At 46.3% G+C, this 14,024-nt stretch carries 15 protein-coding genes; 13 read left to right on the top strand and 2 right to left on the bottom strand.

Annotation, left to right across the window (positions count from 1 at the left end; all coding sequences use genetic code 11):
- The first annotated feature begins 46 nt into the window (after nt 1-46).
- The 6 genes from hisD to hisIE all read left to right on the top strand — a co-directional run bounded on the left by hisD (nt 47) and on the right by hisIE (nt 4,842).
- Nucleotides 47-1,312 carry a histidinol dehydrogenase gene (hisD, locus tag J7I80_RS14805; protein WP_214739100.1) on the top strand — a complete coding sequence of 422 codons (1,266 nt, stop codon included), beginning with the start codon at nt 47-49 and terminating at the stop codon, nt 1,310-1,312.
- Between the two features lie 20 nt (nt 1,313-1,332).
- Nucleotides 1,333-1,920 carry an imidazoleglycerol-phosphate dehydratase HisB gene (hisB, locus tag J7I80_RS14800; RefSeq protein ID WP_214739099.1) on the top strand — a complete coding sequence of 196 codons (588 nt, stop codon included), beginning with the start codon at nt 1,333-1,335 and terminating at the stop codon, nt 1,918-1,920.
- A gap of 111 nt (nt 1,921-2,031) precedes the next feature.
- Nucleotides 2,032-2,670: an imidazole glycerol phosphate synthase subunit HisH gene (gene hisH, locus J7I80_RS14795; RefSeq protein ID WP_214739098.1), complete on the top strand. Its 639-nt coding sequence runs from the start codon at nt 2,032-2,034 to the stop codon at nt 2,668-2,670.
- Nucleotides 2,670-3,401 carry a 1-(5-phosphoribosyl)-5-[(5-phosphoribosylamino)methylideneamino]imidazole-4-carboxamide isomerase gene (hisA, locus tag J7I80_RS14790; protein WP_214739097.1) on the top strand — a complete coding sequence of 244 codons (732 nt, stop codon included), beginning with the start codon at nt 2,670-2,672 and terminating at the stop codon, nt 3,399-3,401. The genes hisH and hisA overlap by 1 nt, the downstream gene beginning before the upstream one ends.
- The gene (gene hisF / locus J7I80_RS14785) at nt 3,401-4,159 is read left to right on the top strand and encodes an imidazole glycerol phosphate synthase subunit HisF (protein WP_214739096.1); all 759 of its coding nucleotides are present in this window, start codon (nt 3,401-3,403) and stop codon (nt 4,157-4,159) included. Before hisA ends, hisF begins: the two co-directional genes overlap by 1 nt.
- Nucleotides 4,156-4,842 (top strand): bifunctional phosphoribosyl-AMP cyclohydrolase/phosphoribosyl-ATP diphosphatase HisIE, encoded by a 687-nt coding sequence (gene hisIE, locus J7I80_RS14780; protein ID WP_214739095.1) that lies wholly within the window; start codon nt 4,156-4,158, stop codon nt 4,840-4,842. Before hisF ends, hisIE begins: the two co-directional genes overlap by 4 nt.
- Before the next feature lie 43 nt (nt 4,843-4,885).
- Here hisIE and J7I80_RS14775 read toward each other — a convergent pair whose 3' ends face one another.
- Nucleotides 4,886-5,857, bottom strand: a complete 972-nt coding sequence (locus J7I80_RS14775) for a nuclease-related domain-containing protein (protein WP_214739094.1) — start codon at nt 5,855-5,857, stop codon at nt 4,886-4,888.
- Nucleotides 5,858-6,249: 392 nt separating this feature from the next.
- Between J7I80_RS14775 and J7I80_RS14770 the strand changes: the two genes are divergently transcribed.
- The 7 genes from J7I80_RS14770 to J7I80_RS14740 all read left to right on the top strand — a co-directional run bounded on the left by J7I80_RS14770 (nt 6,250) and on the right by J7I80_RS14740 (nt 13,159).
- Complete coding sequence (locus J7I80_RS14770) at nt 6,250-7,758, top strand: tetratricopeptide repeat protein (protein WP_214739093.1); 1,509 nt, start codon at nt 6,250-6,252, stop codon at nt 7,756-7,758.
- A 222-nt stretch (nt 7,759-7,980) separates the two neighbouring features.
- Nucleotides 7,981-8,931: a thioredoxin-disulfide reductase gene (trxB, locus tag J7I80_RS14765; RefSeq protein WP_214739092.1), complete on the top strand. Its 951-nt coding sequence runs from the start codon at nt 7,981-7,983 to the stop codon at nt 8,929-8,931.
- Nucleotides 8,932-9,438: 507 nt separating this feature from the next.
- On the top strand, nt 9,439-9,897 hold the full coding sequence (locus tag J7I80_RS14760) for an NUDIX hydrolase (protein ID WP_214739091.1): 459 nt from the start codon (nt 9,439-9,441) through the stop codon (nt 9,895-9,897).
- Nucleotides 9,898-9,928: 31 nt separating this feature from the next.
- Complete coding sequence (gene rapZ / locus J7I80_RS14755; RefSeq protein WP_214739090.1) at nt 9,929-10,822, top strand: RNase adapter RapZ; 894 nt, start codon at nt 9,929-9,931, stop codon at nt 10,820-10,822.
- Nucleotides 10,819-11,802 carry a gluconeogenesis factor YvcK family protein gene (locus J7I80_RS14750; protein WP_214739089.1) on the top strand — a complete coding sequence of 328 codons (984 nt, stop codon included), beginning with the start codon at nt 10,819-10,821 and terminating at the stop codon, nt 11,800-11,802. Before rapZ ends, J7I80_RS14750 begins: the two co-directional genes overlap by 4 nt.
- A gap of 128 nt (nt 11,803-11,930) precedes the next feature.
- Nucleotides 11,931-12,878 carry a DNA-binding protein WhiA gene (whiA, locus tag J7I80_RS14745; protein WP_214739088.1) on the top strand — a complete coding sequence of 316 codons (948 nt, stop codon included), beginning with the start codon at nt 11,931-11,933 and terminating at the stop codon, nt 12,876-12,878.
- 23 nt (nt 12,879-12,901) lie between these two features.
- Nucleotides 12,902-13,159: an HPr family phosphocarrier protein gene (locus J7I80_RS14740; protein ID WP_041967465.1), complete on the top strand. Its 258-nt coding sequence runs from the start codon at nt 12,902-12,904 to the stop codon at nt 13,157-13,159.
- Nucleotides 13,160-13,212: 53 nt separating this feature from the next.
- Here the strand turns inward: J7I80_RS14740 and clpP are convergent, their stop codons facing one another.
- Complete coding sequence (gene clpP, locus J7I80_RS14735) at nt 13,213-13,818, bottom strand: ATP-dependent Clp endopeptidase proteolytic subunit ClpP (RefSeq protein ID WP_192470052.1); 606 nt, start codon at nt 13,816-13,818, stop codon at nt 13,213-13,215.
- Nucleotides 13,819-14,024 lie beyond the last annotated feature (206 nt).

Below are 14,024 nucleotides of genomic sequence, written 5' to 3'. Positions count from 1 at the left end.
CAGCCGAGATGATATGGATTGTGAATCTGAAAGGATTTGATTCTCTATGGAAATTTTACAGATAGATGGAAGTCTGTCGCTCAAACGGACCGTTGATGGCGGAACGGAAGAGCAGCGAAAAGCCGCGCAGAACATAATCGCGGAAGTCCGGGCCTCGGGTGACCTGGCACTCAGGACTTTTACCGAAAAATTTGATGCAGTGGCACTCGGTGATTTTCTGGTGACAGATGAGGAAATCTCAGATGCTTATAAAACGGTCAGCAGCCAGCTTGTGGACATCATCACAGAGGCAGCTGACAATATACGTAACTACCATGAAAAACAGCTGCGCCCATCCTGGATGACGACGGAGGAAAATGGCACCATGCTTGGCCAGAAGGTGACACCGCTCGATTCAGTCGGTGTGTATGTGCCTGGCGGAACAGCCGCTTATCCTTCATCGGTCTTAATGAATGTCATTCCGGCAAAAACCGCGGGTGTTCAGCGGATCGTGATGGTATCACCGCCTGGACGTGACGGAAAGCTTCCGGCAGGCGTGCTCGTTGCCGCAGATATTGCCGGGGTAAAAGAAATCTATAAAGTCGGTGGAGCCCAGGCGATTGCCGCGCTGGCATACGGGACTGAAACGATCAAGCCGGTCGATAAAATCACTGGTCCGGGTAACATCTATGTCGCCCTCGCCAAGCGTGAGGTCTTCGGGGACGTCGCGATTGATATGATCGCCGGCCCAAGCGAAATTGGCATCCTGGCTGACGAAACAGCGCGTGCTAATGAAATTGCGGCCGATCTGCTTTCCCAGGCAGAGCATGATCCTCGGGCATGTGCGGTTTTAGTGACAACATCCCTTACGCTTGCCGAAGACGTGCAAAATGAAGTGTATAAGCAGCTTTCACAACTGCCTAGAAGAGAAATCGCCACACAGGCAATCGAAAACTTCGGGGCAATTTATGTGGCAGCTGATATGGAAGAAGCAGTCAGCGCCATCAACCAGCTTGCACCAGAGCATCTGGAAATCGTCACGGACAATCCGATGGAGCTTCTCGGAAAAATAAAGCACGCCGGCGCGATTTTCCTCGGGAGATACAGTTCAGAGCCTGTAGGTGATTATTTTGCCGGACCAAACCATGTCCTGCCTACAAATGGGACAGCGCGCTTTTCAAGCCCGCTGAGTGTCGAGGATTTCCAAAAGAAATCCAGCATCATCCTTTACAGCAAGAAAGCGATGGATGACAATGGTGCAAAGATTGCTCAGTTCGCAAGGCTTGAAGGCTTGGAAGCCCACGCCCGGGCTGTGGAGGCAAGACTAAAATAGTTAAGATGGAGGGAACGCAGATGGAACGCACTGCAACGGTGAATCGATATACGAATGAAACAAAAATAGATCTTGATTTTAGCATCGATGGCGAGGGGAAAACGGAACTGGAAACTGGTGTGCCTTTTCTTTCCCATATGCTCGATTTATTCGCCAAGCATGGCCAGTTCGATTTGAAAGTCGATGCAAAGGGTGATGTTGAGGTGGATGGACACCATACAACCGAAGATATCGGCATTTGCATCGGACAGGCGCTTCGCGAAGCACTCGGCGATAAAAAAGGAATCAAACGCTACGGAAACGCTTTTGTCCCAATGGATGAAGCCCTGGCGCAGGTGGTCATCGATCTTAGCAACCGCCCGCACCTCGAAATGCGCGCAGAATTCCCTGCCCAGCAGGTTGGCACTTTCGATGTGGAGCTGGTTCACGAGTTCCTCTGGAAGCTGGCACTAGAAGCAAGAATGAACCTGCATGTCATTGTCCATTATGGAAAAAATACTCACCACATGATCGAAGCAGTATTCAAAGCCCTTGGCCGCGCACTTGATGAAGCAACGACCATCGATCCGCGGGTTAAAGGCGTTCCTTCATCAAAGGGGATGCTGTAAGGAATAAGACTGCAGCGTGCAAAGAAATCTTTGAACTTGAAGCGAGGATGAGGCAGTGACCTTCCTGGTTTGGAAGGGAACACGCAATCTGCAAAGGAAGGAAGTTAACTCATGATTGGCATCGTCGATTACGGCATGGGCAATTTGTTCAGCGTCAGCAAAGCGCTTGAACGGCTGGAAGCGCCATACTTTATCTCACAATATAAGGGCAATTTGATGGAAGCAGATGCACTGCTCGTCCCAGGCGTCGGATCCTTCCGTGATGCGATGGAAGTATTGAACCGTACCGGTTTGACGGAAATGATTCACGCTTTTGCCGCCACCGGCAAGCCTGTGCTCGGAATCTGTCTGGGCATGCAGCTGTTGTTTGAAGAAAGTACCGAAAATGGGCTGACGAAGGGGCTGAACCTGCTGCCTGGAAAAGTAGAGCGGTTGACCGGCCAGACGGCTGTAGGGGAAAACTATAAAGTTCCGCATATGGGCTGGAATAAGCTTCGTTTTACAGGTGAATCGCCATTGGTTGCATCACTTGAAGAAGATTATGTGTACTTTGTCCATTCCTATTATGTAAAAACGAACGACCCGGAAGTCCTGGTAGCAGTCGGCGACTATTATGATGTAGAAGTGCCGGCCATTGTTGGCAGGAACAATATCTTCGGGATGCAATTCCATCCGGAAAAAAGCAGTGATATGGGAATGGCACTGCTTCGCAATTTTGCCAACCTTGCAACAGAAAGGAAGTCTGAATAATGAATTTCACAATCTATCCGGCGATCGACATGCGAGGCGGGAAATGTGTCCGGCTGCTGCAAGGCGATTATGACAAGGAAACTGTTTATGGAGATTCCCCTTTTGTAATGGCGAAGAAATTCGCTGATGAAGGGTCAAAGTGGATTCATATGGTCGACCTCGAGGGCGCAAGGGACGGCAAGCGGGTCAATGACAAATTTGTCATCCAGGCTGCAAAGGATCTTGGTGTGAACATCCAAATTGGCGGCGGCATCCGAAGTGAAAATGATATCAACCATTATCTTGATAATGGCGTCACCCGTGTCATTATTGGCAGCATTGCCGTTTCCAATCCGGAGTTCGCTGAGGAAATGGTCAGGAAATATGGTGAGAAAATTGCAATCGGCCTTGACGCGAAAAATGGCTTCGTCGCGACACATGGCTGGCTGAACACTTCCGAGGTAAGTGCTGTCGAGCTTGGAAAAAGATTCGCCGATGCCGGAGCGGAAACATTCATTTTTACCGACATCGCCACGGACGGTACCCTAACAGGGCCAAATGTCGAGGCAACCCGCCAGCTTGCTTTGGAAACGGGCAAAAGTGTCATCGCTTCAGGAGGCGTGAGCTCGCTTGATGATTTGGCCGCCCTTCGACAGTTGCGTGAAGATGGTGTCAGCGGTGCGATCGTCGGCAAAGCCATTTATGAAGGACGTTTTTCGGTGAAATCTGCATTGGAAGTGGGGGTGTCCTGATGCTAAGCAAACGGATCATTCCCTGCCTTGATGTAAAAGATGGCCGCGTCGTAAAAGGAGTGCAATTTGTCCAGCTCCGCGATGCCGGCGATCCCGTAGAGTTGGCGCGTTTTTACGATGAGCAAGGCGCCGACGAGCTCGTGTTCCTTGATATATCAGCTTCCGTTGAAGGAAGGAAGACAATGGTCGAGGTGGTCAGGGAAGTAGCGTCAGAGCTGGCCATCCCGTTTACAGTCGGAGGGGGCATCAATACACTTGAAGATATGAAGAGGATGCTTCGTTCAGGTGCAGATAAAGTGTCCTTGAATACCGCAGCTGTCAACAATCCAAAACTTATCGCAGAAGGCTCTGATTTCTTTGGCGCCCAGTGCATTGTAGTCGCCATCGATGCAAAGTACGACCCTAATCTCGAATCATGGCGGGTATACACCCATGGCGGGCGGAAGCCGACAGATTGGGAAGTGATCCAATGGGCAAAAGAGGCTGTCCGCCTTGGAGCAGGAGAAATCCTGTTGACAAGCATGGACAGTGATGGTGAAAAGAAAGGCTTTGACCTGGCATTGACCCGTGCTGTGAGCGAAGCGGTGACTGTCCCGGTGATTGCCTCTGGCGGTGCCGGAAACGCCGACCATTTTGCTGATGCTTTTAAAGAAGGAAAAGCAGATGCCGCACTAGCTGCATCAATCTTCCACTATCGAGAAACCTCTGTAAAAGAAGTAAAATCCTATCTCCGAGAAAAAGGAGTGACCGTACGATGAAAATCGAAGAATTAAAGTTTGATGCTAATGGCCTGATTCCCGCTGTCGTCCAGGATGCATCGACACGTGAAGTCCTGACTGTTGCCTATATGAATGAAGAATCCCTTGGCAAGTCGCTTGAAACACGGGAAACCTGGTTTTACAGCCGTTCCCGCCAGGAGCTCTGGCATAAAGGCGCAACGAGCGGAAACACCCAGAAAATTATCGAGATTAAATACGACTGTGACGGGGATGCACTTGTCGTGCTAGTAAATCCAGCCGGACCGGCATGCCATACAGGAGCAGACAGCTGTTTTTCGGAAAACCTGCTGGAGCATCCCGCTGATCAGCTTGCTTCACTGAAAAACCCACTGGAGCGCTCCGCTGATCAGCTTGCTTCACTGAGTGATTTTGCCGTCATGCTCGAGTTAGAAAAAACCATTCGCCAGCGTGAACTGGACATGCCAGAGGGCGCCTACACCACCTACTTATTTGAAAAAGGCGTCGACAAGATTTTGAAAAAAGTCGGCGAAGAAGCTGCAGAAGTCATCATCGCCGCTAAAAACCGCGACCCCGAAGAGCTGAAGTGGGAAGCCGCCGACCTGCTCTACCATCTGATGGTCTTGCTGCAGGAACAGAAACTGCCGCTGAAAGAAGTACTGGCAATATTGAATAAAAGGAAGAAGCCCAGCGCAGAAGAATAGATTGCGCTGGGTTTTATTTGCATTTAGGCTGCCTAAATAGCGTTTAATCAAAGAAGCTTTTTCCTGGAAAGTAGGTTCGTCCTTTGGTTGTGCCGTCAAACGTCAAATTCATAGAAGCTAGCAGCCGTTTCGCAGTTGAAGGAGACCCAACTTTCATGAATTCGCGGAATTGCTTGCTAGTCATAGAAGGGCCATAAATAAGGAAATAATCTTTTAATGCCTGAAAATGGGCATCCGGGGATTTTAGACCGCAGTTTTTACACGTCCATTTGCCCTGATGGTAGTCCATACCGAATGCTTCGCAGGAAGGACACTGCACACCCTGAACCATTTTATCAAACGGAAGGTTCATCGACTTCGGGTCTGGTACCAACGGTTCATGCGCCTTAATTAAATGTCTGGCGATTTTCTTCATGTCATTTTTGGATAAAAGTGACTGGGGATGTTTGTTGTAAAATGTCGGGATTTTGAAAGCGACATTCGATGACCTGAAGACCCTATAACTGACTTCCTTGTCATTGGTTGGATTCTTAATGATCGCCTGCGCATTGCTAATCGCAACAAGATTTTCAATCGATGGAGTTGAAATATGATGATTTTTAAGAAATGCTTTTAACTGGGATGCCTGAATTTTTGTTTGGAGAATCGGGTCGGGAAAAACTTCTTCTATTTCGTTTTGAATTCTGATCAATTGATTGAATTCTGGAAGGAAAATGAGTGTGCCTGCGTAATTTTTGGAATCGATAATGAGAAGAAAATAAGGGGTAAGAATGAGGGTGTCGATTTGGAAGTGAGTACTGTTGATCGGAATTCTCAAATCGTGCAACATTACCATCTCAGTGTGATCAACTTGATCTAAAAAGTAATCCAGCGTCTTTTCTCCTTTATAACCTGCACGTTTTCGATAAAGTTTCTTCTCGAATTCTGCTTTTTTGAAGTCATCAGGAGGAAAACGTCTTACTATGGCTTCCAAAATCATGATTTCTTTAGGATATTCTCTTGTTTTTCCTATCAAGTTCTATCACTCCTTAATATTTTTACTCTTGTATTCGATTTCATCACCGAAAATACCTTCTTGTTTAAGTTGGATATAAATATATTGGCGAAAATTATATTAATTCGACCACTTTTTGAATTAATTTGGCGGATTTTTAATTTTTTCGACCACATTTAAAGATTATTCAACCACTTTTCCCAATAATTCGACCAACCGCTAAAACACCACACGTTCTTCGCTAACTGGATATATCCCAAAACACAAATTCAAATCCACACCTTCTCGAATACTCTGTCCGTATGTTATACTACATTAGTTAAAGTTGCTTCGATATAACACTGTTTGTGTATTCTTATACAATTCAAGGGTTCAAAGGATATAGTTTTACTAAAATACAAATGGAGGATCACATGGGAAAAGACTCTAAAGCAATGAAGCAAAAAGGCCAATTGCTGTCATTCGTTCCTACTGGTGAGTATTATTTCACCAAAGGGGTCAAGGCTTTCCACAGGCGGGACCTTAAAAAGGCTGAGAAGTATTTCCAGCGCGCGATGCATCTTGAGCCTGGCGAGCCGATGATCGTTTGCCAGCTGGCGATCGTACAGTCGGAGCTTGGTGAATACCAGCAGTCTAACCGCCTATTGCACTTGGTCCTCGAAGAACTTGATGAAAACATGGCCGAGTGCCATTATTTCTTAGCGAATAACTACGCACATATGGGTTTGTTCCGGGATGCGTTCAGGCATGCTAATCTTTATTTGGAATTGAATGAAGACGGCGAGTTTGCAGAAGATACGAATGATCTGCTTGAACTTCTTACGATGGAAGCGGAAGAAATGGATGAAGATTTTTATGAAGAGGATGACCTGATCGTCAAGCAGGAGGAAGCCCGCAATCATCTGGAATCCGGCGAGTTTCCTAAAGCGATTGAGATCTTCCAGGAGGTCATCGAGGAGTATCCTGAATACTGGTCAGCTTACAATAATCTGGCGCTGGCATATTTTTACCTTGGCGAGACCACCAAGGCACGTGACATCCTGAATGATGTGCTTGAGCGGAACCCTGGCAATCTGCATGCATTGTGCAATGCCCTTGTGTTTGCGCACTATCAGGGACAGGAGAAGGAAGGCCAGGATCTTAAGGACTCTCTGGAAAAAATCCATCCGATCCACGTTGAACACCAGTTCAAGCTTGGCGCCACGTTTGCGCTGGTCGGCGAGTACGAACTGGCTTACCGCTGGCTGAAAAAGCTGCAAAAAACAGGTTTTGAAGGCGATGGTGCTTTCTATTACTGGCTGGCGCATGCTTCCTATTTTACCGGCAGGGAAAATACAGCAGTGTCTGCCTGGAAAAAGGTGCTCGAGTTCAGTCCTGAAAAAGAGGGAATGGAGCCTTGGGCTGACAAACCGGGCGTAAAGTTCGAAACGCAGGTTTCGGCGATCCTGAACCAGCTGAACAGCGATTATCCGGAGGAACGGCTTTTTGCGCTATTCCTTACATCACTATCCGCTAAAAAGAAGGAGATTCTCGCAGCGGAGACGTCAACGGATAAAATGACGGAAATGGAAAAATCATATCTTGCGTATGTGGCATCCGGCAAATTGAGCAGCAAGGAAGATGAAGTAAAGGGTGCCCATGAAACGGCAAAGCTCCTTTATGACCACCACCAGCCGATCGGCAAAAATGAAGCTGGGGTATACATTATGTGGTTCTCGGTATTCGAGCAGGCATCAGAAGCTGGCTATGACTTCAAGAATAAAAAAGCATGGGCCGCAGCGGTTGATTATCTCTGGGATAAGCTGAGAAATATCAAGACTTCAAAAGCGACGGTAGCGAAAAAATACGGGTTGTCCGTATCGACTCTGTCCAAATATATAAATTTGGCAAACGAGTTTCTTCATGAAGAAGACAGCATTTAAGAGGGTAGACTAAGTCCGAGCAATCGAGACGAGGTTTACCCTTTTCTCGTTTTTATAATATACAAAAGAGGGTATTGTGAAACTATATGTCAATTCCGTGAACTTAAGCATATTTTTGGACTATGCGCCACTTGTTTTATAGGATATGTTTAGGCAGGAAATACTAATTATGGTATGAAACCGAAATTTAACGGATTATGATATTCAAAGGAGTTGTACACCATGTCAGAAGAGAAAATTTACGACGTCATTATCATCGGAGCGGGTCCGGCTGGAATGACGGCTGCTGTTTATACTTCACGTGCGAACTTGTCGACATTGATGCTTGAGCGCGGCGTGCCGGGCGGACAAATGGCCAATACAGAAGAAGTTGAAAACTACCCGGGCTTTGAACACATTCTGGGACCTGAACTTTCCACGAAAATGTTCGACCACGCGAAAAAGTTCGGTGCTGAATATGCTTACGGTGATGTAAAAGAAGTCATCGACGGCAAAGAATATAAAACAATCAAGGCTGGCAACAAGGAATACAAAGCACGTTCCATCATCATCTCGGCAGGTGCGGAGTACAAAAAGCTTGGCGTTCCTGGCGAGCAGGAGCTTGGCGGCCGCGGTGTATCTTACTGTGCGGTTTGTGACGGTGCATTCTTTAAGGGCAAAGAACTTGTTGTTGTCGGCGGCGGAGACTCAGCGGTAGAAGAGGGCGTTTACTTGACTCGCTTCGCTTCAAAAGTAACAATCGTTCACCGTCGTGATGAGCTGCGTGCGCAAAAAATCCTTCAGGACCGCGCTTTTGCCAATGAAAAGATAGATTTCATCTGGAATCATACTGTCAAGCAAATCAACGACAAGGATGGCAAGGTCGGCAGCGTGACTCTTGTTTCAACACAGGACGGAGCTGAGCAGGAATTCGCGGCTGATGGTGTGTTCATCTACATTGGTATGGTTCCACTAACAAAGCCATTCGAAGGCCTTGGCATCACGAACAGCAATGGCTATATCGAAACGAACGAACAGATGGAAACGAAAGTGCCTGGCATCTTCGCAGCTGGCGACATCCGTGAAAAAACACTTCGCCAAATTGTTACAGCGACAGGAGATGGCAGTATCGCGGCGCAAAACGCACAGCACTATGTCGAAGAATTGATCGAAGAACTGAAAGCAAACGCATAATGTATAAAGCCAAACCCGCTGGATCTGATTCAGCGGGTTTTTCCATTCAGATGGTAAAAACAGCATGTCTCGGCATAAATTAACAAAACGTAATTATTTATTAATTCTACTGTAACAGTAGTGAAACAATCATGGGGTATTATAGGAGTAGAAATTGACCCCCTTTTAAAAATATAATCCTTTGACGGCACAGGTTATCCTGTGCTCTTTTTTTTTTCATAAAAGTGAAACAGGCTTTTGTAAAGGATTATAACACCATAAAAAAGTTAAAATTCCATTTCGCTGAATCCCGCTTAATCCTTAACAAAAATATCATCTTTGTATTCATTGTGGCGAAAAACTAAAAATAGTATAATGGAAAGAATAAAAGTTCGGCTAAACTACAGGTCTGTTTTTTTGCATTGGAGCTTTTTAATATAAAAACAGTGTGAAAAACAGCATAGATCAGGAATACTTTTAAAGTGCCTAACTTGCTCCTACGCAAGCACATATAAAGAGGTGGATTTGATGCAGCGAGTGACGAATTGTGTTTTAGTAAAAGATGAAAAAATTTTACTGCTGCAAAAGCCGCGCCGAAATTGGTGGGTGGCTCCAGGCGGAAAAATGGAACCAGGAGAAACCGTGAAGGATTCATGTGTCCGGGAATTCCGTGAAGAAACAGGGATTTATCTCCGTAATCCGCAAATCAAAGGGATTTTTACATTTGTCATCAAGGAAGATGATCAAGTCGTCTCGGAATGGATGATGTTCACGTTTTACGCGACTGAGGCAGATGGCATCAATCTTGATGAATCCGAGGAAGGCACGATTTCCTGGCATGAGCTTGACGGCATCAAAGACCTGCCAATGGCTGCGGGAGATTATCACATCCTGGAATACATGGTCCATGGACAAGGAATTATCTATGGGACTTTTACTTATACACCGGATTTTGAGCTGATCAACTACAGGCTCGATCCAAATTGATGACATAAATAATTTGCAGGGGGAAAGAGAAATGAGTACCAGTTCAAGCACTGATACCCAGCTCGTGATTATAACAGGTATGTCTGGCGCAGGTAAGACTGTTGCCATTCAGAGCTTCGAAGACTTAGGCTTTTTCTGCGTTGATAACCTGCCGCCGACATTGCTGCCTAAGTTCCTGGAGTTAATGAAGGAATCTGGCACAAAAATGAACAAAGTGGCACTCGTCATGGATTTGCGAGGACGCGAATTTTTTGATTCTTTATTCAAAGCGCTGGATGAACTGGCTGAAACTTCATGGGTGACACCACAGGTATTGTTCCTTGACGCGGATGATTCTACTCTAGTGCGCCGTTATAAGGAAACGAGACGTTCACACCCGCTTGCTCCGTCAGGACTGCCGCTCGAAGGCATCCAGCTTGAACGTGAGCTTTTGGAGGAGTTGAAGGGCAGGGCTCAGCTTATTTATAAAACAACGGGCATGAAGCCGAAGGACCTCCGCGAAAAAATTCTTGAGGAGTTCTCGGTGAACAAGAAGACAATTTTCACGGTGAATGTCATGTCTTTCGGATTCAAGCATGGAATACCGATCGATGCAGACCTTGTTTTTGACGTCCGCTTTTTGCCGAATCCGTATTATATCGAGCACATGCGACCGAAAACTGGTCTTGATGAAGACGTGTCGACATATGTTTTAAAATGGAATGAGACTTCCAAGTTCTTGGAAAAAGTGACGGATTTGCTTGGTTTCATGCTCCCGCACTATAAGCGGGAAGGAAAGGCGCAGCTCATCATCGCCATCGGCTGCACAGGCGGCCAGCATCGTTCCGTGGCCTTGGCAGAACATATCGCCAAGTTTTTCGAGAAGGACTATCATACTCGTGTAACCCACCGTGATATCGATAAAAGGCAGGGACTTCTAAAATGATGAATGATGGACTGCCAAGAATCGTCATCATCGGGGGTGGAACCGGACTCCCAGTCCTGCTGAGGGGCTTGAAAAAGCACCCTGTCGACATTACTGCGATTGTCACGGTTGCTGATGATGGCGGCAGCTCCGGCCGATTGCGGGAGGATATGCATATTCCTCCGCCCGGTGATATCCGGAATGTCCTCGCAGCGCTATCCGATGTGGAACCATTGATTGAAGAGATGTTCCAGCACCGGTTCAATACAGCCAATGAATTGTCCGGCCATTCACTCGGCAATTTAATCCTGGCTGCGATGACGTCGATTACCGGCAATTTTGTCCATGCGATCCAGGAAATGAGCAAGGTCCTGAATGTGCGCGGAAAAGTGCTGCCGGCAGCAAACAGGAGTGTCATGCTCAATGCAGTAATGGAGGATGACAGTATTGTCCGGGGAGAATCCAAGATACCTTACTCTGGAAAAAGGATTAAAAGGGTCTTTTTGAATCCGGAAGGCGTAAAGCCTTTGCCTGAAACGCTCCAGGCCATCAGGGAAGCTGACTTGATTGTAATCGGCCCTGGGAGTTTGTATACAAGCATCCTGCCGAATCTGCTCGTAAAGAGACTTGGCAAGGAAGTGTGCAAAGCGAAGGCGCGCAAGGTGTATATTTGCAACCTCATGACCCAGGCAGGGGAAACACATGACTTTGCTGCCAGTGACCATATAAAGGCTATCTATGATCACATGGACTGTGCGTTTATTGATACGATCCTTGTCAACAGTGAGACAATCCCGCCGGATGTTGAGCTCCGCTATAAGGAAGAGCTTGCCAAGCCTGTCCATTTTGACCTTGACCGGCTAATGTCTCTTGGAATTGAAGTCGTCCAGGATGAAATCGCAGAGCTCGACGGCAATGTCATCAGGCATGATACAAAAAAAGTTTCAGAAATTTTATATTCTATGATAATAGATGAAACCAAAAAGAGATATAACGCGTAAATATAGGATGCAAGCGTTTGTCTCTCTTTTGGAAATGGGTGCTCAGGGTATTAATGGGCGCCTCAGCCAAAAATACAAAATCAGCTGCTGCGCTTTTGACAGTGCTGTGTAACCAGGGGGGTGAGAAGGTGTCGTTCGCTTCGGAAACCAAAAAGGAACTTACGAATATTGACGTAAAGGGCTGCTGCGCTGACGCGGAACTGTCCGCTCTAATCCGGATGAATGGTTCCCTTTCCTTCTCAAATCGCAAACTCATCGTAGACATACAGACGGAAAATGCCGCGATTGCCAGGCGCATCTATACCTTGATCAAGAAAAGTTATCAGGTTCAGGTAGAGCTTCTGGTGCGAAAAAAGATGCGGCTGAAAAAGAATAATGTTTATATTGTCCGCCTTAAGGAATCAGCCAGGGAAATTCTGGAGGATTTAAAGATTATAGGAGAAGGATTTGAAATAATCCATGACATTTCGCCTGAACTAGTGAAAAAGAAATGTTGTAAGCGTTCTTATTTAAGAGGCGCTTTCCTCGCGGGAGGCTCTGTGAACAATCCGGAGACATCTTCCTATCATTTGGAGATTGCCTCGATGTACCAGGAGCATAATGAATCATTATGTGAACTGATGAATACGTTCGGGCTTAATAGCAAAACGCTTGAGCGGAAAAAAGGATTCATCACTTATTTGAAGGAAGCGGAAAAAATCACTGAATTCCTGAACATCGTTGGCGCACATAATGCGCTGCTGCGATTCGAGGATATCCGGATTGTCCGCGACATGAGAAACTCGGTTAATCGTCTCGTGAATTGTGAAACAGCTAACTTGAATAAAACAATTGGAGCCGCACTAAGACAGGTAGAGAATATCCGCTACATACGGGATACCGTCGGCCTGCAAATTTTGCCGGATAAACTGAGGGAAATCGCTCAGCTCCGAGTCGACTATCAGGATGTCACCCTTAAAGAGCTGGGTGAGATGGTAAGCGGGGGAACAATCAGCAAATCAGGAATCAATCACCGGCTGAGAAAGATCGATGAAATAGCGGATAAACTGCGTGCCGGGCAAATTATAAATAAATAGAGGGTTAGAGGAGGAAAAATGCAATGGTGGAAAAACAGGTGGAAGTAAAATTAAAAACTGGTTTACAGGCTCGCCCTGCAGCATTATTCGTGCAGGAAGCTAACAGGTTCTCATCTGATATATTTTTAGAGAAGGATGGCAAAAAGGTAAATGCGAAGAGCATCATGGGATTGATGAGTCTTGCTGTAAGCGCAGGCGCATCCGTAAACCTGATCGCCGAAGGCAATGATGAAGAAGAAGCAGTGGAAAAGCTGGCTGAATATATCCAGAAAGAAAACTAATTCTCTGAAACAAAAAAACTCGCTCCCATTTAGGGGCGAGTTTTTCATTGTGATTATTTATCCTTCTTTTCTTCAAGAACGTTGCGAGTGATAATTTGGTCAACAAGACCGTATTCCTTCGCGCGCTCAGCTGTCATGAAGTTGTCACGGTCCGTATCTTTCGCGATGACTTCAAGCGGCTGGCCAGTGCGCTCAGAAAGGATGGTATTCAGCTTTTCGCGAAGGAAAAGAATGCGCTTAGCAGCGATTTCGATTTCTGTCGCCTGTCCCTGAGCACCGCCCAGTGGCTGGTGAATCATGACTTCTGCATTTGGAAGTGCGTAACGCTTGCCTTTTGTGCCAGCAGCGAGAAGGAATGCACCCATTGAAGCAGCCATACCGATACAGATTGTTTGTACATCTGGCCTAATAAACTGCATAGTATCGTAGATTGCCATGCCGGCAGTGATGCTGCCGCCCGGGCTATTGATGTAGATGGAGATGTCCTTTTCCGGATTTTCAGCTTCCAGGAAAAGCAGCTGGGCTACGATTGAATTGGCAACATTGTCGTCAATCCCGCTTCCAAGCATAATGATGCGATCCTTTAAAAGGCGGGAATAAATGTCATATGCCCTTTCGCCCCGATTCGTTTGTTCAATAACTGTAGGAATCAAGTTCATGTTTGTTTTCCTCCTTTAACGTAAAGATCATTTACTGCTTTGATATAAGGCACTACGGTCCTTATAAAAGCAGTTTTGCAAACTGGCATAAACTGGTTCGTTTGCCAGAGCACTTATGTAGTTTCATGATACACGCATGGTCAATAAAGGTCAAACGAATCGCTTGCAATAGCAGCAAAAACTGTTCGACATTAATGTATATTCCA

Origin of the sequence: Bacillus sp. ISL-41 (genome assembly GCF_018613235.1) — a bacterium.
GTDB lineage: Bacteria > Bacillota > Bacilli > Bacillales > Cytobacillaceae > Mesobacillus.
The sequence above is the reverse complement of the archived record's forward strand: the minus strand, read 5'-3'. Positions and strand labels throughout refer to the sequence as shown.